This is a genomic window from Bradyrhizobium sp. USDA 4516 (genome assembly GCF_054055915.1).
This window is the reverse complement of the sequence record NZ_JBSRXT010000001.1, coordinates 472063-493777: the sequence shown is the minus strand read 5'-3', so window position 1 is coordinate 493777 and position 21715 is coordinate 472063. Positions and strand designations below refer to the sequence as shown.

General features: G+C 65.5%; 21 protein-coding genes. 10 read left to right on the top strand and 11 right to left on the bottom strand.

Annotated elements, in window-relative coordinates; all coding sequences use genetic code 11:
* Positions 1-60: 60 nt before the first annotated feature.
* Positions 61-1029 (top strand): TAXI family TRAP transporter solute-binding subunit, encoded by a 969-nt coding sequence (locus tag ACVI1L_RS02275; RefSeq protein WP_456782160.1) that lies wholly within the window; start codon positions 61-63, stop codon positions 1027-1029.
* Positions 1030-1155: 126 nt separating this feature from the next.
* On the opposite strand, the gene ACVI1L_RS02270 is transcribed toward ACVI1L_RS02275, so the two are convergent.
* Positions 1156-2367 (bottom strand): ABC transporter substrate-binding protein, encoded by a 1212-nt coding sequence (locus ACVI1L_RS02270; RefSeq protein ID WP_057014858.1) that lies wholly within the window; start codon positions 2365-2367, stop codon positions 1156-1158.
* 185 nt (positions 2368-2552) lie between these two features.
* On the opposite strand from ACVI1L_RS02270, the gene ACVI1L_RS02265 reads away from it, so the two are divergent.
* Positions 2553-3674 (top strand): molybdopterin-binding protein, encoded by a 1122-nt coding sequence (locus ACVI1L_RS02265; RefSeq protein ID WP_456782159.1) that lies wholly within the window; start codon positions 2553-2555, stop codon positions 3672-3674.
* Positions 3675-3683: 9 nt separating this feature from the next.
* Positions 3684-5633, top strand: a complete 1950-nt coding sequence (locus ACVI1L_RS02260; protein ID WP_456782158.1) for a molybdopterin biosynthesis protein — start codon at positions 3684-3686, stop codon at positions 5631-5633.
* Positions 5634-5877: 244 nt separating this feature from the next.
* On the opposite strand, the gene ACVI1L_RS02255 is transcribed toward ACVI1L_RS02260, so the two are convergent.
* Both ACVI1L_RS02255 and ACVI1L_RS02250 read right to left on the bottom strand, forming a co-directional pair.
* A complete protein-coding gene (locus ACVI1L_RS02255) occupies positions 5878-8409 on the bottom strand; it encodes a fused MFS/spermidine synthase (RefSeq protein WP_456782157.1) in 2532 nt (843 codons plus the stop codon).
* Positions 8410-8624: 215 nt separating this feature from the next.
* Positions 8625-8936, bottom strand: coding sequence for a hypothetical protein (locus tag ACVI1L_RS02250; RefSeq protein ID WP_016847487.1), 312 nt, complete (start codon positions 8934-8936; stop codon positions 8625-8627).
* Between the two features lie 474 nt (positions 8937-9410).
* Here ACVI1L_RS02250 and ACVI1L_RS02245 point away from each other — a divergent pair, with 474 nt between their 5' ends.
* The 5 genes from ACVI1L_RS02245 (at position 9411) to ACVI1L_RS02225 (ending at position 13124) form a co-directional block, all read left to right on the top strand.
* Entirely contained in the window at positions 9411-9713 is a 303-nt protein-coding gene (locus ACVI1L_RS02245; RefSeq protein ID WP_456782156.1) for a hypothetical protein, read from the top strand.
* A 159-nt stretch (positions 9714-9872) separates the two neighbouring features.
* Positions 9873-10418, top strand: coding sequence for a molybdopterin-guanine dinucleotide biosynthesis protein B (gene mobB, locus ACVI1L_RS02240; protein ID WP_141339621.1), 546 nt, complete (start codon positions 9873-9875; stop codon positions 10416-10418).
* 53 nt (positions 10419-10471) lie between these two features.
* Entirely contained in the window at positions 10472-10741 is a 270-nt protein-coding gene (locus ACVI1L_RS02235; protein ID WP_456782155.1) for a sulfurtransferase TusA family protein, read from the top strand.
* A gap of 326 nt (positions 10742-11067) precedes the next feature.
* Positions 11068-12723 (top strand): OFA family MFS transporter, encoded by a 1656-nt coding sequence (locus ACVI1L_RS02230; protein ID WP_057014864.1) that lies wholly within the window; start codon positions 11068-11070, stop codon positions 12721-12723.
* A gap of 152 nt (positions 12724-12875) precedes the next feature.
* Positions 12876-13124, top strand: coding sequence for a hypothetical protein (locus tag ACVI1L_RS02225; RefSeq protein WP_028342462.1), 249 nt, complete (start codon positions 12876-12878; stop codon positions 13122-13124).
* 81 nt (positions 13125-13205) lie between these two features.
* On the opposite strand, the gene lon is transcribed toward ACVI1L_RS02225, so the two are convergent.
* Complete coding sequence (lon, locus tag ACVI1L_RS02220; RefSeq protein ID WP_456782154.1) at positions 13206-15584, bottom strand: endopeptidase La; 2379 nt, start codon at positions 15582-15584, stop codon at positions 13206-13208.
* An 11-nt stretch (positions 15585-15595) separates the two neighbouring features.
* Positions 15596-16003 carry an Hsp20/alpha crystallin family protein gene (locus ACVI1L_RS02215; RefSeq protein ID WP_028332710.1) on the bottom strand — a complete coding sequence of 136 codons (408 nt, stop codon included), beginning with the start codon at positions 16001-16003 and terminating at the stop codon, positions 15596-15598.
* Positions 16004-16266: 263 nt separating this feature from the next.
* Between ACVI1L_RS02215 and ACVI1L_RS02210 the strand changes: the two genes are divergently transcribed.
* Positions 16267-16542 carry a hypothetical protein gene (locus ACVI1L_RS02210; protein ID WP_456782153.1) on the top strand — a complete coding sequence of 92 codons (276 nt, stop codon included), beginning with the start codon at positions 16267-16269 and terminating at the stop codon, positions 16540-16542.
* A gap of 1 nt (position 16543) precedes the next feature.
* The gene (locus ACVI1L_RS02205) at positions 16544-16708 is read left to right on the top strand and encodes a hypothetical protein (protein WP_253639001.1); all 165 of its coding nucleotides are present in this window, start codon (positions 16544-16546) and stop codon (positions 16706-16708) included.
* Positions 16709-16926: 218 nt separating this feature from the next.
* Here ACVI1L_RS02205 and ACVI1L_RS02200 read toward each other — a convergent pair whose 3' ends face one another.
* The 6 genes from ACVI1L_RS02200 to ACVI1L_RS02175 form a co-directional block, all read right to left on the bottom strand.
* Positions 16927-17688 (bottom strand): slipin family protein, encoded by a 762-nt coding sequence (locus ACVI1L_RS02200; protein WP_028332707.1) that lies wholly within the window; start codon positions 17686-17688, stop codon positions 16927-16929.
* The gene (locus ACVI1L_RS02195) at positions 17685-19094 is read right to left on the bottom strand and encodes an NfeD family protein (RefSeq protein ID WP_456782152.1); all 1410 of its coding nucleotides are present in this window, start codon (positions 19092-19094) and stop codon (positions 17685-17687) included. Before ACVI1L_RS02195 ends, ACVI1L_RS02200 begins: the two co-directional genes overlap by 4 nt.
* A gap of 114 nt (positions 19095-19208) precedes the next feature.
* The gene (dapA, locus tag ACVI1L_RS02190; protein WP_456782151.1) at positions 19209-20138 is read right to left on the bottom strand and encodes a 4-hydroxy-tetrahydrodipicolinate synthase; all 930 of its coding nucleotides are present in this window, start codon (positions 20136-20138) and stop codon (positions 19209-19211) included.
* A gap of 21 nt (positions 20139-20159) precedes the next feature.
* Complete coding sequence (locus ACVI1L_RS02185) at positions 20160-20414, bottom strand: hypothetical protein (RefSeq protein ID WP_057015086.1); 255 nt, start codon at positions 20412-20414, stop codon at positions 20160-20162.
* 174 nt (positions 20415-20588) lie between these two features.
* On the bottom strand, positions 20589-20864 hold the full coding sequence (locus tag ACVI1L_RS02180) for a hypothetical protein (protein WP_456782150.1): 276 nt from the start codon (positions 20862-20864) through the stop codon (positions 20589-20591).
* Between the two features lie 13 nt (positions 20865-20877).
* Positions 20878-21342 (bottom strand): hypothetical protein, encoded by a 465-nt coding sequence (locus ACVI1L_RS02175; protein ID WP_057014870.1) that lies wholly within the window; start codon positions 21340-21342, stop codon positions 20878-20880.
* Positions 21343-21715: the final 373 nt, after the last annotated feature.

The following is a 21715-nucleotide window of genomic DNA, read 5'->3' as shown; positions in this document are numbered from 1 at the left end:
TGCCTACGACGTCGCCCGTGCGACGATAGTCGGGTTCGTGTGGAATGCTTGAGGCTCGGGATGAAATTCGCTGTTATGATGTGCGCCGGCGCGCTGCTGCTCGCGGACGGGGCGGCGGCGCAAGAGGGGAGCAAGACCATTTCCAAGACCACGATCAGTTTCGCCACGGCGACGCCGGGTGGCGGCTTTCCGCTCTATGGCAATGCCTTCGCCGAGGTGATGAATGCGGCCGACCCGACGCTGTCGATCGAGCCGCGCAACACCAAGGGCTCCAATGAGAACATCCCGCTGCTCGAGGCCGGCAACGTCGATATCGCGACCGTGGCGGGCGAGCCGTCCTATGAAGCCTTCATGGGCATCGGCCGGCCGAAGGCCACGAAGCTGAAGATCCTCACCGCGATGTATTCGAGCCCGGGCATGTTCGTGGTGCGCGCGGACAGTCCCTACAAGACTATCCAGGACCTGGTCGGCCAGTCCGTCGCGTTCGGCGCCAAGGGCTCCGGCCTGCCGATCCTGTCGCGCTACATCCTCGACGGCATCGGACTGAAGCAGGACGAGGACTTCAAGTCGATCTATCTCGATCGCGCCGGCGACGGGCCCGCGATGGTTGAGGATGGCCGCGCCGCCGCACTGTGGGGCGCCGGCATCGGCTGGCCCGGCTTCACCAAGATGGCCGAGAGCGCCACCGGCGCGCGCTTCATCGCGCCGACGGCGGACGAGATCGCCCGCATCCGCGCCAAGCACACGTTCCTCAAGCCGCTGACGATCCCCGCCGGCAGCTATCCGAAGCAGACCGCGGCAATCTCTTCGGTCGGCTCCTGGAGCTACATCCTGGTGCGCGAGACCTTGCCCGACGACGTCGCCTACCGGCTGGCGAAAACGCTGCACGGCATCGAAGCGACCTTCTGCACGAAGCTCGCCCAGGCGTGCGAGACCACGGCGGCGAACACGCTCGCCGCCGCGCCTGATATCAACCTGATCCACCCCGGCGTGCTCAGATATTTCCGCGAGATCGGGGCGGCGAAATGACTTCTGCATGGACGCGCTATCGCGTCTATGCAGAGGTCATTCCGGGGCGCGCGAAGCGCGAACCCGGAATCTCGAGATTCCGGGTTCGATGCTGACGCATCGCCCCGGAATGACGACCTTCGGTCGTCATTTCTTCGCCATCGCGCAGGCCGGGTCCGGCGGGCCGAACGCGTCCTCGCCGGAGATCTTGGCCAGGATCTTGTAGTAGTCCCACGGATATTTCGACTCGGCCGGGGTCTTGACCTGTACCAGCCAGAGATCGTGCACCATCAGATTGTCCTCGCGCAGCTTGCCGTTGCGGGCGAAGAAGTCCTCGACCGGCTTCTCGCGCATCTTGGCCGCGACCTTGAGCGGATCGTCGGTGCCGGCATCCTTGATCGCGTTCAGATAGGCGGTCACGGAGGAGTAGACGCCGGCCTGCCACATCGTCGGCATCCGGTTCATCTTGGCGAAATAGCGCTTCGACCACTCGCGGGTCTTGTCGTCCATGTCCCAGTAGAACGAGGTGGTCAGCAGCAGGCCCTGCGCGGCCGACAGCCCGATCGAGTGGATGTCGGTGATCAGCGCCAGCAGCGCCGCCATCTGCTGCCCGCCGGCGAAGACGCCGAACTCGGCGGCGGTCTTGATCTCGTTGGTGTTGTTGGGCGGTCCGCCGGCAATGCCGATGATCTTGGCCTTCGAGGCCTGCGCCTGCAGGATGAAGGACGACAGATCGGGCGTCGCAAACGGCGGCCGCACCGCGCCGAGCACCTTGCCGCCGTTCTTGGTCACGATCGCTGAGGCGTCCTTCTCCAGAGAGTGGCCGAACGCATAATCGTCGGTGATGAAGAACCAGCTGTCGCCGCCGCGCTTCACCACCTCCTGCGCGGTGCCGACCGCGAGCGCCCTTGTGTCGAATACCCACTGTATCGCGTAGGGCGAGCAGAACTTGCCGTGGAAATCGGTCGCGCCGGTCGAATGCGTGATGAAAAGCTTCTTCTTCTCGTTGGCCATGTTCTGCACCGCGAGCCCGACCGCCGAGACCGGCACGTCGACGATGAGGTCGACCTGATCGACGTCATACCAGCGTCGCGCGATGGTCGCGCCGATATCCGGCTTGAGCTGGTGATCGCCGACGATCACCGAGATTGGCTTGCCGAGCACCTTGCCGCCGAAATCGTCGACGGCCATCTGCGCGGCGGTGACCGAGCCCTGGCCGGTCGGCGTCGAGGCGGGGCCGTTCATGTCGGTCAGCACGCCGATCTTGACGATGTCGTCGGATACCTGCGCCGATACGCTCGGGGAGGCCAGCAGCGCGGCTGCGAGCGTCCCGAACATGGCTAGTCTGGTGGCCTTCATTCTGTCTCCCTCCTGAATTGGCGCATTGGCCATTATTGGTTGTGCCGGGCCTTCGGGGACCCGGTCATATTGGTTTCTTTTGCAACTATATTGGGGACCGCGTCAACGCGCCATCGGTCTAATGACGCAGCCCCGGTGCGGCGAGAGACAGTTTCTTTCGGGGCCGATTCAGTCCATAGCGGGCCATGGTCACCGCCCAGCGCCTTCCGCCTTCGCTCACCCCGCTCGATGCGGCACTGGCTGCCGTGCTGCGCGACGTCGGGCCGGTCCAGCCGATCGCGTTGCCGCCGGCCGACGCCTTGCGCTGCATTGCGGCCGAGATGCCGGCCTTGCGCGCCTATCCGCCGCGCGATGTCGCGGTCAGCGACGGGTGGGCGATGCGCGCCAATGACCTGGTCGGCGCGTCGTCCTATGCGCCCTTGCCGCTGGCCGAACCTCCGGTCTGGGTGGCGGCAGGCGCTGCGATGCCTGATGGCACCGACTGCGTGGTCGATGCCGATGCCGTCGATACCTCCGGTCCGCTTGCGCAGGTGCTCGCCGAAGCAATCCCGGGGCAGGGCGTCAGGCGTGCCGGCAGCGACATCGCCGTTGGGCGCACCGTGATCGCAGCAGGGGAGCCGCTGCTGCCGCGCGGCCTGCTGCTCGCGCGCGCGGCCGGACTGCAGATGTTGCGCGTGCGACGGCCGCGGCTTCGCATCGTCAACGTCGCCAATGGTGAGCTGACCGCACAACTGATCGCTGACACCGCGCGCCTCGCGGGCGCTGAGGTCGTCGGCATCGAGGCCGCACCCGATGTGGCGGCGATTGCAAACGCACTCGATACGGACGGTTGCGATCTCATCATCACGATCGGGGGCACTGGCGTTGGTCACACCGATGCGACAGTGAATGCGCTGGCATCGCGCGGCACGCTGATAGCGCACGGCATTGCCCTGCAACCGGGGCGCACCGCAGCGGTCGGCCGTATCCACACAACGCCGGTCGTCGCCTTGCCGGGCGCGCCGGATCAGGCTTTCGCGGCCTGGTGGGCGATTGCGCTTCCGGTGTTCGACCGCCTGTCGGGCCGGCGCCCGCGCAAGACGCTGGCGCTGCCGCTGGAACGCAAGATCGCCTCCGGCGTCGGCGTTGCCGAGGTCGTGCTGCTGATACGCGAGCAAGGTACTCAACAGGATTCCTGGGCGGCACTTGCCATCGGCGACCTGTCGCTCGATGCCGTCGCGCGCGCCGAAGCCCTGCTGATCGTGCCTGGCGATGCCGAGGGCTTTGGTGCGGGCACGGTGGTCGATGCCTATATGTTGCGGGAGTGAGTTCCCGAGATGAGCAACACGTTCACGCCGAAACCCAACCCGTCCGTCGAGCAGGACCAGTTCCTGACCATCCTGTCGCGCGAGGAGGCGCTCGCGCGCTTCGAGGCGGCGCTGTTCCCGCGCCAATTGCCGTCCGAGAAACGGCTGCTCGCCGATGCGCTCGGCCGTGCGCTGGCGGAGGACGTGGTGGCGCCGATCGACGTGCCGCCATTCGATCGCTCCAATGTCGACGGCTTTGCGGTGCGCTCGGCCGATCTGGCACGCGCCGGCGAGGCCGCGCCGGTGCAGCTCGCGCTGAACGACGAGACGATTTCGTGCGGGACCGCGCCCACCCTGCCGGTGCTCCCGGGTACTGCGACTGCGATCGCGACCGGCGGTCCGGTACCGCGCGGCGCTGATGCCATCGTGATGGTCGAGCACACCCAGCCCGCCGGCCATGGCACCATCGAGGTGCGGCGTGCGGCATCGCCCGGCCAGTTCGTGTCCTATGCCGGCTCCGACATCGCGCGCGGCGAGGCCCTGCTGCGCGCGGGAACGATGATCGGGTCGCGCGAGATCGGCATGCTCGCGGCCTGCGGCATCGCCGAGGTTGCGCTGACGCGCCGTCCGCGCGTCGCGATCCTCTCGACCGGCGACGAACTGGTGCAACCGGGTGAGAAGCTGCGGCCGGCCGCGATCTACGATACCAATGGTGCGATCGTCACCGCGGCGATTGCCGAGAACGGCGGTGACGCGGCGTTCCTTGGCGCGATCGCCGACAACGAGGCGATGCTCGAGGCCGCGATGCGCAAGGCGCTGGCGGACAGCGACATGCTGGTGCTGTCAGGCGGCACCTCCAAGGGCGCGGGTGACGTCTCGCACCGGATCATCGCTCGCCTCGGCAAGCCCGGCATCATCGCGCATGGCGTGGCGCTGAAGCCAGGCAAGCCGCTGTGCCTTGCGGTGTGCGACGGCAAGCCGGTGGTCATCCTGCCGGGCTTTCCGACCTCGGCGATGTTCACCTTCCACGACATGATCGTGCCGGTGCTGCGGCGGATGGCCGGGCTGCCGCCGCGATCGGATGCCAAGGTGGCGGCGAAGGTGCCGGTGCGCATCGCCTCCGAGCTCGGGCGTACCGAGTTCGTGATGGTGTCGCTGGTCGAGGGCGCCGACGGCCTGATCGCCTATCCCGGCGGCAAGGGTTCGGGCGCGATCACGTCGTTTGCGCAGGCCGACGGCTTCCTGAAGATCGAGGCGCTGGCCGACCAGTTGCCGGCCGGCAGCGAGGCCGAGGTGACGCTGTTCACGCCGCATGTGCGGGTGCCCGATCTCGTCATCGTCGGCAGCCATTGCACCGGGCTCGATCTTGTCACGGCGCCGCTGGCGCATGCCGGTCTCGTGGTGCGCTCGATCGCGGTCGGTAGTCTCGGCGGGCTCGCTGCCGCCAAGCGCGGCGAATGCGATCTCGCCCCGATCCATTTGTTCGACGACAAGACCGAGACCTACAACACGCCGTATCTGGCCGACGGGCTCGAGCTGGTGCCGGGCTGGCGGCGCATGCAGGGCATCGTGTTTCGCAAGGACGACACGCGCTTTGCCGGCTTGAGCGCAGAGCAGGCGGTGCGCGCCGCGCTCGCCGATCCCGCCTGCATCATGGTCAACCGCAACCAGGGTGCCGGCACCCGCATCCTGATCGATCGCTTGCTGGCGGGCAGCCGGCCCGACGGTTACTGGAATCAGCCCCGCTCGCACAATGCGGTTGCGGCCGCGGTGGCGCAGCACCGCGCCGACTGGGGCATGACCATCGCGCCCGTCGCCGATGCGTCGGGACTCGGCTTCATACCGTTCGCCGAAGAGCATTATGACTTCGCATTGGTGACGGCGCGCAAGCACCGGCCCGCGGTGCAGGCCTTTCTCGATGCGCTGGCGTCGGATGAAGGCCGGGCTGCATTGACGAAGGCGGGGTTCAGGCCGGCGTAGCCGGTGTGCGCTCTGCCGCACCATCACAGCTGTCGTCCCTGCGAAAGCAGGAACCCATACGCCGCGGCGGGCGTTACAGGCGGGCCTCGCCGTTCCAGCATCGCGTAACAATTTGCGCTTGTGGTTATGGGTCCCTGCTTTCGCAGGGACGACACTGAGCTTGTTGCGCTAGCTGTGAGTCAAAACATCCGCATTCTCGCGACATTCGGGGACTTCCTGATGCGGTGTGCCGAAGGCACCCTGATCACTCGCTCAGCTTGCGGTCCAGGAAGTCGACGTAGGAATTGTCCGGGTCCAGTTTGACGGCCAGGCGAAGCGCGGCCCGGGCGGCGGACTTGTCGCCGTCGGCCGTGGCCTTGTGCTCGTCCAGGATCGCAGTGGCCACCGTGCGCGCGGTGTCGAGACGGGCCTCGTCGATGGAACGGTCGGCAAGATAGGCTTCCACCGGCTCGCGGAGGCGCTTCAGTTCGTCCACGCTGACCGAACCCAGCGGATACCAGTTGTAATATTCGAGACGCGGCCGATCATCCGTGAGGGTCGGCACATCCCCGACAAAGGCCGCGAGTTTTTCATCGGCGGCGATGAATGTCGCCAGGAAATCCTCGGGCGAGCCGAGGCCGTTCGCCGTCAGGTCTTCAGCCACCGCGGGCTTCGACATGCGCATGGCGAGCTCGTGCGGATCGATGTTCAACGGTTCATCGGAGGCGATCGCCACGCCTTCCATTCTGGACGGCAGCCACAGCGAGACATGCTTGAACTGGCCCATCATGGCCTTGAGTATCATCTTCGGAAGAATGCCGCGGTTGAAATCCAGCGGCACCCATTGCGCGAGAACGGCGCCGGGACGCATCTTCTGCTTTGCCAGTGCATAGAATTCCTCCGTGTAGAGGTTGATGACGCCGGCATCATGGGGCGGTGGCGGCTCGAGCGTGATGACGTCAAATGTCTCCTTGGTCCCCAGCAGGAAGTGGCGCCCGTCCGCGACGATCTGATGGACCTTGGGATTTTGATAGAATTGCTTGTTGATCGGCACGAAGCGGGGCGCGAATTCGAACACCGTCGATGCCAGATCGACCGCGTCGATGGATTGCAATTCTTCATGGGTGCTCACCGCTCCCACCGTGGTTCCGGTCCCGATGCAAATGACGACAGCCGTTTCAACCGGGCCCTGGTGCAGCAGAACGGGATAATGCCCCATCGCGGCCATGTAGCGTCTGCCCTCGGGACGGTTGTTGGCGTAGCTCTTCGAATTCACCACCAACTGCTGATAGGTGCCAGCCGCCTTCTCGCGATACTCGACCACCGCAAAGGTCGCTTGCCGGGTTTCCCGCAACTCGAGCACATTGGCGCCTTCGATCGCGGTCAGGACCAGCTCCAGATAGTGCGGGGTGAAGATCAGCAGTGCTACGGCGATGACGCTCGCGGCGATCGTCCCCTGCCGCCACAGGCTCCTTTCTCTCACAAGATCCGGCTGCGACACGGTGGTCGCGACGAACAGCAGGACGTTCACGACAATCAGCGCGGTGAGCGCGCCCTGGCTGCCCAGACAGGGGATCAGCAGAAACCCCGCCGCCAGCGAGCCCACGACGCCGCCAATCGTGTTCAGGGCGTAGAGCGTGCCGATCCTGCGGCCGAGCGCGCTCATCTGCATCACGGTCAGCTCGCTGGCCAGGGGAAAGCTGATGCCGATCAGCGTCGTCGGCAGCAACAGCGCAACAGCGCAAACCAGGAAGAATGAAACGTCACCCCCCAACAGCTCCTGCACCGGGACAGGAAGCAGGCCCGATACGATGGGAGACAGCGCTACTCCCATGGTCCGCGCCTTGCCGAGTATTCCGACGGTCAGCGTGGCCGCAACCGCGATCAGCAGCTGCGTCACGGCGAAGTATCGCAGCAATTGATCCTTGCGGGGGGCGAGTAGCCTGGCGCAGATCAGGGCGCCGATCACGAGCCCCAGCAGGTAAACGCCGAGCATGCCCGAGAACGCGTAGACGCTCGAGGTGCTGACATTGGTCAGGAATCGGAACCAGACCACCTCATAGGCGATCGACACAAAACCGGAGCACGCGAAAATCCAGATCAGGACCGACGTCCTGCCACTTGCGGTCGCGGCGGTTTGCACCGGTGTCTGTGCGGCGACCGGCAAGAGTGGGCTTGCGCCGCGCGCAACGAACAGGGCCACGACGCCGACGCAGACATACAGCGCTGCCGCAACCAGGCTCGATCCCGCGATGCCCCAAAGGCCCATCAGCACAAAGCCGACAACCAGGGTGCCGATGGCGGCGCCGAGGGTATTGAACCCGTAAAGCAGACCGATGCGATTGGCGAGGTCGGTTTGTGTGCGGGTCAGGAATCTCACCAGGAAGGGCAGGGTCGCGCCCATCAACATCGTTGGCAGCGACAGGATGGCGAGCGACACGGCGACCATGAGAGGCAGCCGGAATGGCGACTCCAGGTCCAGCATCGGTGACAGCCAGCCCACCCATGTCGGCCAATGCGACAGGAATGCGGTGACCGCGAGAGAAACGAGGGCGAGGGCAAGTTCGAGCAACCCGTAGATTTTCAGGGGGCGGCTGACGGTGTCGGCGATCCGGCCTCCCAGGGCGCTGCCCAGCGAGAGGCCGAAAAAGAAGCTTGCCACCGTGACGCTGACGGAGACGGTCGCGCTTCCCAGCACGAATTGCAGTTGCTTGAACCAGAGAACCTGCAGGATCAGCGATGCCGCGCCCGATGCCAGAAAGATCGCCGTGACCAGAACCCGGTTTTTCAGGCTCACGGCGTCTCGAACGTCACCACGATTGCGCACTGGACCGCTCTCCCGTTGAACGGAGAACAGGTAAGGCGAATGCTCTTAATATTGCCTTATGGCGGAGCAGCGCTGCGCGGCAGCCGAATCCCGTTGAAATTGCTCGTAAAATTGCCGTTTGGCGGATGCTTGCAGGGGGCCGAACGATCGCGCTGTGAGAGGGCCTTTTGCGTTGCGGATCCAGCTCAATGCCGCATCGCCGTCTCCACGAACTCCAGCACGGAGCGCGGGACCTCTTCGTATTCGACGAAACGGCGCCGAAGCTCGTCGGCAATGTCGGTCGTGACGTCGCGCGACCATCCTTCGTTGGTATTGAAGGCCACGATGCGGACCGGACGGCTGTACTGGTCATCCAGCAGGCGGCGGATCAGCGTTTTCCGGTCAGTGCCTTCTTCGTCGGTTTCGCTCCAGGCACGGCCCAGTCGGCCAAAATCGTTCAGCACCAGATAGGTGTCGTGATCGATTGAATGCGGCACAATCGAAGGCGAGCGAGGCATACATAGTCCTCCATGCTGCACATTATCGTGTTCCGATCGCCCTGCGTATCGGAAATTTCGAGGTAAATCCGCTGGATAGCGGGATCGCGCGTGACGTGAGCGGGGGCTGCAACATGCATTGGAGCAAACCGTCCCGTCGCTGGTTATCTCTTGTCACCGACATGGGCCCTGTTGTGGATGTCGGTGGTTGAGCGACCGATGGGGCTCCCACCCGCTCGAGGAGCGGAGCGATGTTAAGAAGGCTTCGTTTTAGGAATACAACGCTGGAAGAAGTGCTGGCAGTCGATACGCAGCGGCCGCGGAAGAGGCTACGGATGCGTGACCAGCCCCCCTTGAGAGAGCCGATCGGCAAGGCTGGCCAAGCCGGGGCGGCCTGTCAGTCAACGAAACGACTGACCCTGCGGGATAGCGCGCCGAGCCCAACTTGCGCGGCGGCCCGTGAACGGGTTCGCCGATTGCGGCGACCAATCGATCATGGCATTCGACACCGCCAACTTCCGTAAGATTGCCGCGCTCGTCGCGGCGGCCGGCACCTTGTTCTGGCTCTACACCTTCTACGCCATCGCCCATGTGCCGCCTGGCGACGGTACCGGCTTCCAGTGGCTGGCGGTCTTTCCGCTCGGCATGGTGTTCGGCCTGTTCTTCCTGCCGGCCTGGCTGCTCGTCGCCATCGGCCGATTGCCGAGATTCACCGCGGCGCTTGGGGTCTGTGGCCTGATCGCGTTCGCGGTGCTGTGGGCGCAGCTGCTGCAGGAGTTTCCGAGGGCGGTCCTCTAGCGCGCCAGCCCATCCTCATCTGCCGGCGAGCCTGGCATGACATTGCTCCAAGGCTGATATAAGCAGCGTTGGGCGCAAGTCGCGGCTTTCCGCCGTCACGGCTGGTCCCGGCCATCCATGTCGGGCGGAACCGCGGGCGTGGATACCCTAACGATTGGCATGTCTTCGGAGACGCGTATGAAAGTGATTGGCCTCGCGGGCTGGAGCGGTGCCGGCAAGACCACCCTGCTGTCGCGGGTGATCCCCTGCCTGCTGGGCCGCGGCCTGCGCGTCTCCGTAATCAAGCACGCCCACCATGAATTCGATGTCGACGTGCCCGGCAAGGACTCCTGGGTGCACCGGCAGTCCGGTGCGACCGAGGTGCTGGTGTCCTCGACGCGGCGCTGGGCGCTGATGCACGAGCTGCGCGGCGCCGATGAGCCGCGGCTGCCGGAGCTGCTCGCCAAGATGGCGCAGGTCGATCTGGTCGTGGTCGAAGGCTTCAAGCGCGAGCCGGTCAACAAGATCGAGGTGTACCGCGCCGCCAACGGCAAGCCGCTGCTGTTTCCCGACGACCCGCGCGTGGTCGGGATTGCCAGCGACGTCGCCGTTGCAACCACGCTGCCGGTCGCGCATCTCGACGACATCGAGGACGTTGCCGAATTGATGCTGCGCGCCGCGATCCCCGTCGACGACGTGCTCGCGTCGGCTCCGGCCGAAGGCTGACGTGGATGAGGGGCGGCGTTGACGATGCAGGACGGCTTCGCCATGGTCGAACCATGACAACGACGAAGCTCGATCTCACCGGCCTGAAATGCCCGCTGCCGGCGCTGAAGACGCGCAAGGCCCTCCGGAGCGTGACGGCGGGAGATTTCCTCGAGGTGCACTGCACCGATCCGCTTTCGGTGATCGATATCCCGGCCCTGATCCAGGAGACCGGCGACAAGGTCGAGATCACCGAACGAAGCAACGCCCGGATCGTTTTCTTGATCGAGAAGATCAATGGAGCGATAGGCAATTCGAATGCTGCGTTGCCGCGTACGCGCTAGATGCAGCTTGATATCTACCTTTTGCCTATCGACACCTATTTTCCATTCTGCGCGAATTGATAATGTCCGCCGGGTTGTGGTGATGGAGTTGTGCTCGAGTGTTGGCGCATCGACGGACAACGACTGGGCCTGTGTCCAGATCACGGGCTGCACGGCCGGGCATATCCGGCCGTATTGGGGGTTAGCATTTCCGGAATGTGCGTGGTTGGTCCCGACGCATTGAGGAAATGTGCGGAGCTGCCGGCTGACGCTGGCCGCAATGGGCTGAGACGGGATCGAAGATGCAGATGCGCCTGTTCGTAATGGCGGCTGCAGGGGAGGTGTCAATGACCACAGTGAGCAGCGCCGGACGCGTATCCGCGACAGGCGCAGGTTTCCTCGACAAGGAACATACAATCGCGACCGCCGGCTTCAACCGCTGGCTGGTGCCGCCGGCCGCGCTCTGCATCCATCTGTGCATCGGCATGGCCTACGGCTTCTCGGTGTTCTGGCTGCCGCTGTCGCGCGCGATCGGCCTGACCGCGCCGAAGGCGTGCCCCGACATCTCGCTGGTGCAGGAGCTGTTCACCACCACCTGCGACTGGAAGGTCGCGAGCCTCGGGTGGATGTACACGCTGTTCTTCGTGCTGCTCGGCGTCTCCGCCGCGATCTGGGGCGGCTGGCTCGAGAAGGTCGGTCCGCGCAAGGCCGGCTTCGTCGCGGCGCTGTGCTGGGCCGGCGGTCTCGTGATCGGCGCGCTCGGCGTCTACACGCACCAGCTCTGGCTGATGTGGCTCGGCTCCGGCGTGATCGGCGGCGTCGGCCTCGGCCTCGGCTACATCTCGCCGGTGTCGACGCTGGTGAAATGGTTCCCCGACCGGCGCGGCATGGCGACCGGCATGGCGATCATGGGCTTCGGCGGCGGCGCGATGATCGGCGCCCCGCTCGCCGACAGGCTGATGAACTACTTCAAGACCCCGACCTCGGTCGGCGTCTGGGAGACCTTCCTCGCCATGGGCGCGATCTACTTCGTGTTCATGATGATCGGCGCGTTCCGCTATCGCATTCCGCCGGCCGGCTGGCAGCCCGAGGGCTGGGCGCCGCCGACGAAGGCCAACGCGATGATCTCGAGCAAGCACGTCCATCTCGACAACGCGCACAAGACGCCGCAATTCTGGCTGATCTGGTGGGTGCTCTGCCTGAACGTGTCGGCGGGCATCGGCGTGATCGGCATGGCCTCGCCGATGCTGCAGGAGATCTTCGCGGGCAAGCTGATCGGCCTGCCCAATGTCGGCTTCAACCAGCTCGATGCCGGACAGAAGGCGCAGATCGCGGCGATCGCGGCCGGCTTTGCCGGATTGCTGTCGCTGTTCAACATCGGCGGCCGCTTCTTCTGGGCGTCGCTGTCGGACAAGATCGGCCGCAAGAACACCTACTACACGTTCTTCATCCTCGGCATCGCGCTCTACGCGCTGGCGCCGACCTTCGCCGCGATGGGATCGAAGCTGTTGTTCGTGCTCGGCTTCGGCATCATCCTGTCGATGTATGGCGGCGGCTTCGCCACCGTGCCGGCCTATCTCGCCGACATGTTCGGCACCCAGTTCGTCGGCGCCATCCACGGCCGTCTGCTGACGGCATGGTCGACCGCCGGCATCATCGGTCCTGTCGTGGTGAACTACATCCGTGAGTTCCAGCTGGCCGCAGGCGTGCCGCGCGACCAGCTCTACAACACCACGATGTACATCCTGTGCGCCATGTTGATCGCGGGCCTGATCTGCAACTACCTGATCAAGCCGGTCGATGCGAAATGGCATATGAGCGACGCCGAGGTTGCCAAACTGCAGGATGCGAGCGCCAGCGCCGCGGCGGCCGGACCGCATGGTTCCTACGGGATCGGGTTCGGCGGGCTCGACGCCAAGGCGGCGCTGTTCTGGCTGTTCGTCGGCATTCCGCTGGCGTGGGGCGTCTACATGACGCTGCTCAGCGCGGTCAAAATCCTCTGATCGCAGTTCAGGCCGCGCGCGGGCCATCTGGTATCCCGCGCGGCTTGAAAGCGTTTTCGAGCGAAGTGGATGCCGGTTCGCGTGAAGAAGACGCGTCAAGCAAGAAGCTCTACGCCGTTCAATTCAACAGATAATCAAGGGACATTTCAGTCATGTTTCGTACCGCAAGCTGTCTTGTGGCCGCCCTGCTTCTCGCCGGCTCGCTGCACACCGCGTCAGCCCAGACCACCGAGGCCAAGCCGTCCAAGGTCAAGCTCACCATGCAGAAGCTGAAGGACATGAAGGCGAAGTGGAAGGCCAACAAGCCAAAGCTGAAGGCTTGCCGCGCCGAGGTGAAGTCGAAGGGCCTGACCGGCGACGACCGCTGGTTCTACATCGAAGAATGCATGGGCAAGAGCTGAGCGGCACCGCTCCGCTATCTGCAACGCAAGAGGGCGTGACGGCGATCGCTGTCACGCCCTCTTGTTGCGTTCGAGACGCGGTCACTCCGCGGCGGCGGGCGTCGTCTTGGCGGCCTCCAGCGCGGCTGCGATCGCCTCGTCGACCCGTTCGAGCCAGATGAACTCCAGCTTGGCGCGGGCGCCGGCGGGGATGTCGTCGAAGTCGCGCTTGTTGCGCGCCGGCAGCATCACCCGGGTCAGGCCGGCGGCCGCGGCCGCGACCACCTTCTCCTTGATGCCGCCGACCGGCAGCACCAGGCCGCGCAGCGAGATCTCGCCGGTCATCGCGGTATCGCTGCGCACCGTGCGATCGGTCAGGAGCGAGGTGAGGGCGGTGAACATCGCAACGCCCGCGCTCGGACCGTCCTTCGGCGTCGCGCCGGCCGGAACGTGGACGTGGATGTCGCTCTTCTCGAACACGCCGGGGTCGATGCCGAGCTGCGAGGCCCGGCTCTTCACCAGGGTTAGCGCGGCCTGCACGCTCTCGCGCATCACCTCGCCGAGCTGGCCGGTGAGGATCAACGCGCCGCGGCCCGGCGTGCGCGACGCCTCGATGAACAGGATGTCGCCGCCGACCGGGGTCCAGGCCAGCCCGGTGGCAACGCCCGGGATGCTGGTGCGCATCGCGATCTCGTTCTCGAACCTCGGCTGGCCGAGCAGCGAGACGATGTCCTTCGGCGCGATCGTGACGTGGCTGGTGCTGCCTTCGGCGATCTGCACCGCGACGTTGCGCAGCACCTTGCCGATCTCGCGCTCCAGGTTGCGCACGCCGGCTTCGCGGGTGTAGCTGCGGATGATCAGCCGCAGCGCATCCGGATCGATCTCGACCTGCTCGGCCTTGATCCCGTTCGCCTCGAGCTGGCGGCGCACCAGATAGCGCTTGGCGATCTCGAGCTTCTCGTCCTCGGTGTAGCCGGCGAGGCTGATCAGCTCCATGCGGTCGAGCAGCGGCCCGGGCACGCCGTCGAGCATGTTGGCGGTGGCGATGAACACGACACGCGAGAGGTCGAACGGCACGCCGAGATAATTGTCGCGGAAGGTGTTGTTCTGCTCGGGGTCGAGCACTTCGAGCATCGCGGCCGACGGATCGCCCTGGATGCCGCGGCCCATCTTGTCGATCTCGTCCAGCATCATCACGCAATTGCGCGCACCGGCCTTCTTGATCGCCTGGATGATGTTGCCAGGCAGCGCCCCGATGTAGGTGCGGCGATGGCCGCGGATCTCGGCCTCGTCATGCACGCCGCCGAGCGAGACGCGGACGAACGGCCGCGCCATCGCGCGCGCGATCGATTGGCCGAGCGAGGTCTTGCCGACCCCGGGCGGCCCGAGGAAGCACAGGATCGGCGCCTTGCCGCCGGGCGCGAGCTTGCGCACCGCGAGATATTCGATGATGCGGCTCTTGATCTTCTCGAGGCCATAATGGTCCTGGTCGAGGATCTTGCGCGCCTCCGCGATGTCGATCGGCTTCTCCTCCGGAATGCTCCAGGGCAGATCGATCAGCCAGTCGAGATAGCTGCGCACCATGCCGGATTCGGCCGCTGCCTCCGGCATCCGCTCGTAGCGGCGCAGTTCCTTCTGCGCCTGGCTTTCGGCCTCCGGCGGCATCTTGGCCTCGACGATCGCCTTGGTCAGCTCGGCGACTTCCGCGGCCTTGCCGTCACCTTCGCCGAGCTGGCGCTGGATCGTCGCCATCTGCTCGCGCAGGATCGCCTCGCGCTGCCGCTCGTCGAACACGGCCTTGGTCTTCTGCCCGATCTCCTGGCTCAGCCGCAGCACCTCGATACGTTCGGCGAGGTGACGCGACACCTTGTCCATCCGTGCCACGAGATCGATGGTTTCCAGGATGTCCTGTTTCTCCGACGGCTTGATGTCCATGTAGGACGTCGCAAGGTCGGCAAGGGTTGCCGGCGAGGTGGTGCCCTGCAGTGCTGCGATCAGCTCCTGCGGCACTTGCGGCAGCAATTGCGCGGCCTCCAGCGCCTGGCGCTGCAGATTGAGGAAGCGCGCCTCGATCTCGGCCGAGGTGGTGGTCGGCTCCGGGATTTGCAGCACGCGGGCCGCGAGGAACGGCGTGCCCGGCAGATAGTCGAGCACGCGCATGCGCTGCACGCCCTGGCAGACCAGATGGTGGCTGTCGTCCGCACCGGTGATGTAGCGCACGATGTTGGCTGTGGTGCCGACGCGGTAAAGCCCGTCGGGGCCGGGATCGTTGGTCTCGGGATCGCGCTGCAGCAGGATGCCGATCGGCCGCTGCTCGCGCACCGCCTGCTGGGCCGCGGCAATCGAGGTCGCCCGGGCGATCGTGATCGGAATGATGACATCCGGAAACAGCACGGTGTTGCGCACCGGGACGATGATCAGCGCGTCGCTCGGGATCGGCGTCGAAGTTGAAGCTGGGCTTGAAACGTCTGAGGCAGCCATGTCGAAATCCTTTAGCTCGACTTTCCGAGCCGCAGGCCGACGCAACCATGCGCGGCAAAGCGGCTGATCGTGTAGCGGCCGGTCGGCAGCGCGATGCGGCGCTCGAACCGGCCCTGCGGCAGTTCGAGGCGCAGGATACGGGCGTTGCGGAGTTCAGGGGGCAGGGTGCGGCGGCCGGAGATCACCAGCGTGCCGCCGTCGAGCGCGGCCTCGACCTCGTCGGGATCGACCCCCGGCAACGCGACCAGGATCAGGATTTCATCCTCGGTCTCGATCACGTCGGTCGGCGGTTCCCAGCTCGGCTCGGTGCTTCCCGCGCGCGGGTGCAAATTGAGGAAGCTCTGGTGCAGCCGTTCGGCGCGGGCGAGCGCCTCGATCGCATCCGACAGCATCCAGTTGATCTGATCCTTGGGCCGCATGGGCACTCTCCACGTCGCACTGGGAGGCAAGGTTACCGGTCTTGCCGCCGACCGTAAACCTGCCCCTCGCGCCGCTGATCGAGGGTAAAATTGTCCGAAATGTCGCGATTTGCGGCATGACGGCGGTGCACGGACCGCGGCCGGACGCTTATGCCGCGGCTATGTGACAGGGCTGCGGCTGCTCTCGAATTCCTACGGCCTTCCCCGCATCTTTTGCCGTGATGCGGCGCGCTCGCGCGCGCCGCCAAACGGGAAGGTGGCACATGACCTTGCTCCATTACCACGATGCCCGGCCGCACGGTTCGGCCGGCGCCATGCCCTTGATGCTGCGGCGGACGTTCCGGCGGATCGGCCTCGTCTTCAGGACTGTTCACCGCGCGATCGCTGCCGCCAAGATTCATCGGCTGCGCAATGAGCTGCTGCTGCATCGCGGCCACGAGGATTGGGCGCGAACCAACCTCAACGTCGGCATGCTCGGCGACGACGCCGAGAGATATCCACGGGCGCCGGTTGTGCTCGGCGAGAAGTGGGACTACTGAGATGCGCACAGTTTTGTTCATCGCTGCCCTGCCGCGCCGCGCCGCAGAAGGGCTGCTCGCATTCCTCGCCTGGATCGGCGAGGAGCCGATCAACGGCTACCGGCCCGAGGCGCATTACATGCGCGGTCCGGGACCTGCGTGGCGGGCCAAGCATCGCGGGCGTTAAGCCCCCGAACCCATCCGCGTCATTGCGAGGAGCATGGCGACGAAGCAATCCATATCTCCGCATGTGGCGCGATGGATTGCTTCGCGGAGCCTGTCATCGGGCGCGCGTTCGCGCGACCCGTTGGCTCGCAGTGACGTGCAGAGGCCGCGGCGCCTACGAGACCCACGATCCCGAGCGCGCCGACCTTGAGCGACCGTCGTTTCTGCTCCCAAACCAGTTCACGTCGCTTCACGTCGCGGCGCCAGGTGATCGAGAAGGTTCATCGGCAGCGGGAATACCACGGTCGAGGAGCGCTCGCCGGCAATGTCGTGCAGCGCCGCGAAGTAGCGCAGCTGCATCGCTTGCGGCTCCTGGGCGAGGATCCGGCCGGCCTCGACCAGCTTCTCGGCGGCCTGCTGCTCGCCCATCGCGTTGATCACCTTGGCGCGCCGCAGCCGCTCCGCCTCGGCCTGCTTGGCGATCGCCCGCACCATCGTCTCATTGAGATCGATATCCTTGATCTCGACCCCGGTGACCTTGATGCCCCAGACGTCGGTCTGCCTGTCGAGGGTCTCCTGGATATCGGCGTTCAGCTTGTCGCGTTCCGCCAGCATCTCGTCGAGCTCGTGCTTGCCGAGCACCGAACGCAGCGTGGTCTGCGCAAGCTGGCTGGTCGCAGCCATGTAGTCGCTGACCTTGATGATGGCGCGCTCGGGATCGACGATGCGGAAGTAGAGCACGGCGTTGACCTTGACCGAGACGTTGTCGCGCGAAATCACGTCCTGTGGCGGCACCACCTGCACCACCACCCTGAGATCGACCTTCACCAGCTGCTGCACCACCGGAATCAGGATGATGAGCCCCGGGCCCTTCACCCCGGTGAAACGGCCGAGCGTGAAGATGACGCCGCGCTCGTATTCGCGCAGCACGCGCACGGCCTGGGTCAGGAATACGATGATCAGCAGCGCGATCGCCGCATAGGTGAAATAATCAAGCATCATGCCTTACCTCCCTCGCCGGGAGAGGCCGGCGTGCGCCGTACCACCAGCGTCAAATCGATGATGTTGGCGACCTCGACCGTGTCTCCCGCCGTGAATGTCTCGGTGCTGCGCGCTTGCCAGCGTTCGCCGTTGGTGAAGACGTGACCCGTGGTCTCGGACCAGTCGAGCACCTCGGCCGATAGCCCGCGCATGGCTTGCGCACCGATCCGCACCGGGCCCTTGCGCGCCCGGCGGAGCGCGCCGAGCACGACGAGAATGAGCCCGGTGAACATCGCGGCGACGATGCCGATGACCGGCCATGACAGCCGGTAACCGGGCGCCTCGATCCGAAACAGCATGGCTGCTCCAAGCACGAAGGCGACTATTCCTCCGAGGCCGATCATGACGGTCGGGTTGAAGGCTTCGATTGCGAGCAGCGCGATCCCGACCAGCATCAGGGCGAAGCCCGCGTAGTTGATCGGCAGCATGTTGAGTGCGTACAGACCGAGCAGCAGGCAGATCGTCCCGACAACCCCGGGCGCCACGGCACCGGGCGACATGAACTCGAAGATCAGGCCGTAGATGCCGACCATCAGGAGAATGAATGCGATGTTGGGGTCGGTGATGACCGCAAGCGCGCGCGCGATCCAGGTGGGATCGATGGCCTCGATCGCGGTGTCCGTGGTCGCCAGGCGTTGCGTCTTGCCGCCGGGAAGCTCGATGGTCCGGCCATCGACCTGCCTGAGCAGGTCGGCCGGATCGCGCGCGGTGAGATCGATGACGTTGGCCTGCAGCGCTGCGTTGGCGGAGAGGGTGGCGGCATCGCGCACCGCCTTCTCGGCCCAGTCGGCATTGCGGCCACGCAATTCGGCGAGGCTGCGGATGAAGGCAACGGCATCATTCGTCACCTTCGCCGTCATGGCATCCTTGGTTTCGGACGGATGGCCGCCGTCCTTCTGGTCCTTGCCGCCCTTGTCCGGAGTGCTGCCCGGCGGCCCCGGTATCGGGCCGCCGATCTGCACCGGCGTCGCGGCGCCGATATTGGTGCCGGGCGCCATGGCCGCGAGATGGGTCGCATAGAGGATATAGGTCCCGGCGCTCGCGGCATGGGCGCCGGATGGCGCAACGTAGCCGACCACGGGAACGGGCGAGGCCAGCACGTCGGCGATGATCTCACGCATGCTGGTGCTGAGGCCGCCCGGCGTATTCAAACGCAGGATAACAATTTCGGCGTGGCGCTCGGCGGCCTTGGCCAGGCCGTCCTTGACGTAGCTGGCCGCTGCCGGCCCGATTGCCCCGTCGATTGAAATGGTCAGGGCAAGATGGCTGTTGTCCGCGGCCGGACCGGGACGGATGGAGATAACCAGAGCGACCAGGACGGTCGCAACGACGAGGGCCGCCTTGAAGGTGGTGTGCACGGCAAGCACTCCCTTGCCGTGGATATGGGGCGTCGTTTCGGAACCTCAAGTTGGCGCCGTGTCACGGGCACCGTGTGCTGATCGCATTGTGCATTGCGATGGGTTATGTCGGGTCAGCAAACCTCAATGCGCGGCTGCGAGGTACTCGTCGGCAAGCTCAGCCATCGCCTGCGAGACCTCGGCCTTTGCCGACCCGTTCAATTGCACGATCGGCAGCCGCGTCGCCGGCTGCATGAATCCCAGAAGCGCCAGCGCGAACTTCAATGCGGCGGGATGCTCGCGCTCCAGCAAGGTCGCAAGCGGCACCAGCCGCTGGTGCAACTCCCGCGCCTGATACAACCGTCCCTCGCGGAAATGCCTGTGAACGGCCACGTACAGATCGGGCGCGACGTTTGTCACGACCGAGATGCAGCCATCGCCACCGGCGGCGAGCCAGGCCAGCGAGGAGGCGTCGTCGCCGGTCAGCATCCGGAACGTCGCCGGCAGGCGTGAGCGCAGGCGCGCCAGCCGGGCAACGTCACCGCTGCCGTCGCGCAAACCCACGAAGCGTGGCGATGCGGCGAGCTCGAGCAGGGTCTCGTCGGCAAGGCCCTTCACCGTGCGCGACGGAATGTCGTGCAGGATGACAGGCAGCGTGGTGGCCGCGGCGACCGCGTGGAAATGCGCCGCAGTGCCCCGTGGCATCGGCTTGTTGTAATAGGGGACGACCGACATGACGGCATCGGCGCCGGCCGCTTCCGCTGCCCGGGTGAATGTGACGGCGCGATCGGTCGCGTTCGATCCGGCGCCGGCGATGATGCGAACCCGCTTGCGCGCGACGCCGGCCGCGATCCGGACCAGCTGCGCACGTTCCGCGGGCTCCAGCGTCGCGCTTTCACCTGCGGTCTCGCCGACCACCAGCGCGGTGGCGCCGGCCGCGATCTGGCGCTCGCACAGCCGGCCGAACGCGTCCACGTCGATCTCGCCCCGATGGTTGAAGGGGGTCGGAAGATCGGGGATGAAGCCCGACAGCCATCCGGCCGTGTCGGCTTTCGCAGCCGTTTGCCAGGTCATGTTTGTCAAGTCATGGGTGGCTCACGCCACGCGGATTGCGGGGAAGCTCGCGGTCTCGCCGCGCATATCGAGCTCGATCTCACGCGAAAGCTCGACGATCATTTCAGGATGCTGGCCGTTTTCGAACAGCGCGTATTTGACGGCCTGGGCGCGGTTGACGAACAGGCCGCCATAGAGGCCGTTCTGTTGCTGGGCGACCCACTGGCCGCGATGGTTGCGGCCGATGAAGACGACGGTGGACGCGGCGCTACACGAGGGAGGTTCGACGAGTTTCACGGTGGTGGTCCTTCTTTTTGTTTCTGACGCGTTTTCCTCGCGCGAACCGGTATCCGGCTCGCTCGAAAACGCTTCAGTCACGGTCACGCGATCAATGTCTGATTTGCGGGATATGAAATCGAGCGCGTGCGAGCAGCGACTTCATAGGAGCGGCATAGGATTTGTGAGGATGGTCTAGAGGCGCTGGACGATGCCGCTGCCGAGCGCGCACAGCGCGACATAGGCGGTCATCTCGTCCCAGTGATTGAGGTTTGCGGCAAACGGCATTTCGCGCTTGGCGATCCCGGCGAAGGCGCAGATCACGGCCGACATCCACAACAGCGTGACGAGGCCCTTGCCGAAGCCAGCGCCGGCGAACACGGCAAAGCCGATCATGATGGCGAGCCGGAAGCCGAACCGGACCATGACCTGGACCGACTGCAGCTGCCGCGGCAGTTGTTTGGTGTCCACGGCCGCGCCGCCGTCAGCCGATATTGTCGACGAACAGCGGCTCGTACAGCGCGCGCGTGTCGCGACGGACGGTCGGCACGCTGGTTCGGCTATCGGGCGTCGAGATGCGCTGCGCCTCCACGAAGGCGCTGAGGATCGCGAGTGCAAGATCGGTGTGGTGGGTCTCGATCGACTGGTCGAGCCAGTCCGGCAGCTCGCGTTCGCGTGACAATGCGCAGTGCCACTCGCCCTCGTCATAGACCAGGCGGCGGATCTGCCATTGCGGCAGTTCCAGATCGAGCAGCGCGATCGCGGCGTCGGTCCAGGCGCCCGACTGGATCAGCCGCTCGACCTGGCGGGTCTTGCCGCTCTGTCCGACCGAGGGAAAGCGCCGGCAGGTCTGGCTGATGATGTCGGCCATGAATTCGGCTGTCACCGCATAGGCGTCGCGCAGCCGGTCGCCGAGATCGATGGAGGTGTTCTGGGAAAGTACGGACATGGCGTCATCTCGTCTTGCGCGGCCCAAGAAATCCAAGCTCAAGGCATTGGCCGCACGCTCAAAATGGCCGGAGTGCCATTTGAAAACGAGATGAGGCGGGGGACGGAGATATAGGCATTCCATAAAGACACGTCGTCCCGGCGAAGGCCGGGACCCATAACCACCGATTTCAGTTTTCGTGTCGCGCTGGCCCCAGCCATCACAAAACTCGGCCCTGTGGTTATGGGTCCCGGCCTTCGCCGGGACGACGGCTGCGCAGCTCGTGGCACTTATAGGATTCCTATAACGTCCTTACTCGCCACCTCTCGAAAACCTATGTCCCGGATGGCACCTCACGGCCATCCGGCGCGGGACGCCTATGCAATGGCCCGCG

Coding starts and splice junctions, on each gene's coding strand:
- ACVI1L_RS02275 (WP_456782160.1), top strand. CDS start 61: ATGAAATTCGCTGTTATGATGTGCGCCGGCGCGCTGCTGCTCGCGGAC.
- ACVI1L_RS02270 (WP_057014858.1), bottom strand. CDS start 2,367: ATGAAGGCCACCAGACTAGCCATGTTCGGGACGCTCGCAGCCGCGCTG.
- ACVI1L_RS02265 (WP_456782159.1), top strand. CDS start 2,553: ATGGTCACCGCCCAGCGCCTTCCGCCTTCGCTCACCCCGCTCGATGCG.
- ACVI1L_RS02260 (WP_456782158.1), top strand. CDS start 3,684: ATGAGCAACACGTTCACGCCGAAACCCAACCCGTCCGTCGAGCAGGAC.
- ACVI1L_RS02250 (WP_016847487.1), bottom strand. CDS start 8,936: ATGCCTCGCTCGCCTTCGATTGTGCCGCATTCAATCGATCACGACACC.
- ACVI1L_RS02245 (WP_456782156.1), top strand. CDS start 9,411: ATGGCATTCGACACCGCCAACTTCCGTAAGATTGCCGCGCTCGTCGCG.
- mobB (WP_141339621.1), top strand. CDS start 9,873: ATGTCTTCGGAGACGCGTATGAAAGTGATTGGCCTCGCGGGCTGGAGC.
- ACVI1L_RS02235 (WP_456782155.1), top strand. CDS start 10,472: ATGACAACGACGAAGCTCGATCTCACCGGCCTGAAATGCCCGCTGCCG.
- ACVI1L_RS02230 (WP_057014864.1), top strand. CDS start 11,068: ATGACCACAGTGAGCAGCGCCGGACGCGTATCCGCGACAGGCGCAGGT.
- ACVI1L_RS02225 (WP_028342462.1), top strand. CDS start 12,876: ATGTTTCGTACCGCAAGCTGTCTTGTGGCCGCCCTGCTTCTCGCCGGC.
- lon (WP_456782154.1), bottom strand. CDS start 15,584: ATGGCTGCCTCAGACGTTTCAAGCCCAGCTTCAACTTCGACGCCGATC.
- ACVI1L_RS02215 (WP_028332710.1), bottom strand. CDS start 16,003: ATGCGGCCCAAGGATCAGATCAACTGGATGCTGTCGGATGCGATCGAG.
- ACVI1L_RS02210 (WP_456782153.1), top strand. CDS start 16,267: ATGACCTTGCTCCATTACCACGATGCCCGGCCGCACGGTTCGGCCGGC.
- ACVI1L_RS02205 (WP_253639001.1), top strand. CDS start 16,544: ATGCGCACAGTTTTGTTCATCGCTGCCCTGCCGCGCCGCGCCGCAGAA.
- ACVI1L_RS02200 (WP_028332707.1), bottom strand. CDS start 17,688: ATGATGCTTGATTATTTCACCTATGCGGCGATCGCGCTGCTGATCATC.
- dapA (WP_456782151.1), bottom strand. CDS start 20,138: ATGACCTGGCAAACGGCTGCGAAAGCCGACACGGCCGGATGGCTGTCG.
- ACVI1L_RS02175 (WP_057014870.1), bottom strand. CDS start 21,342: ATGTCCGTACTTTCCCAGAACACCTCCATCGATCTCGGCGACCGGCTG.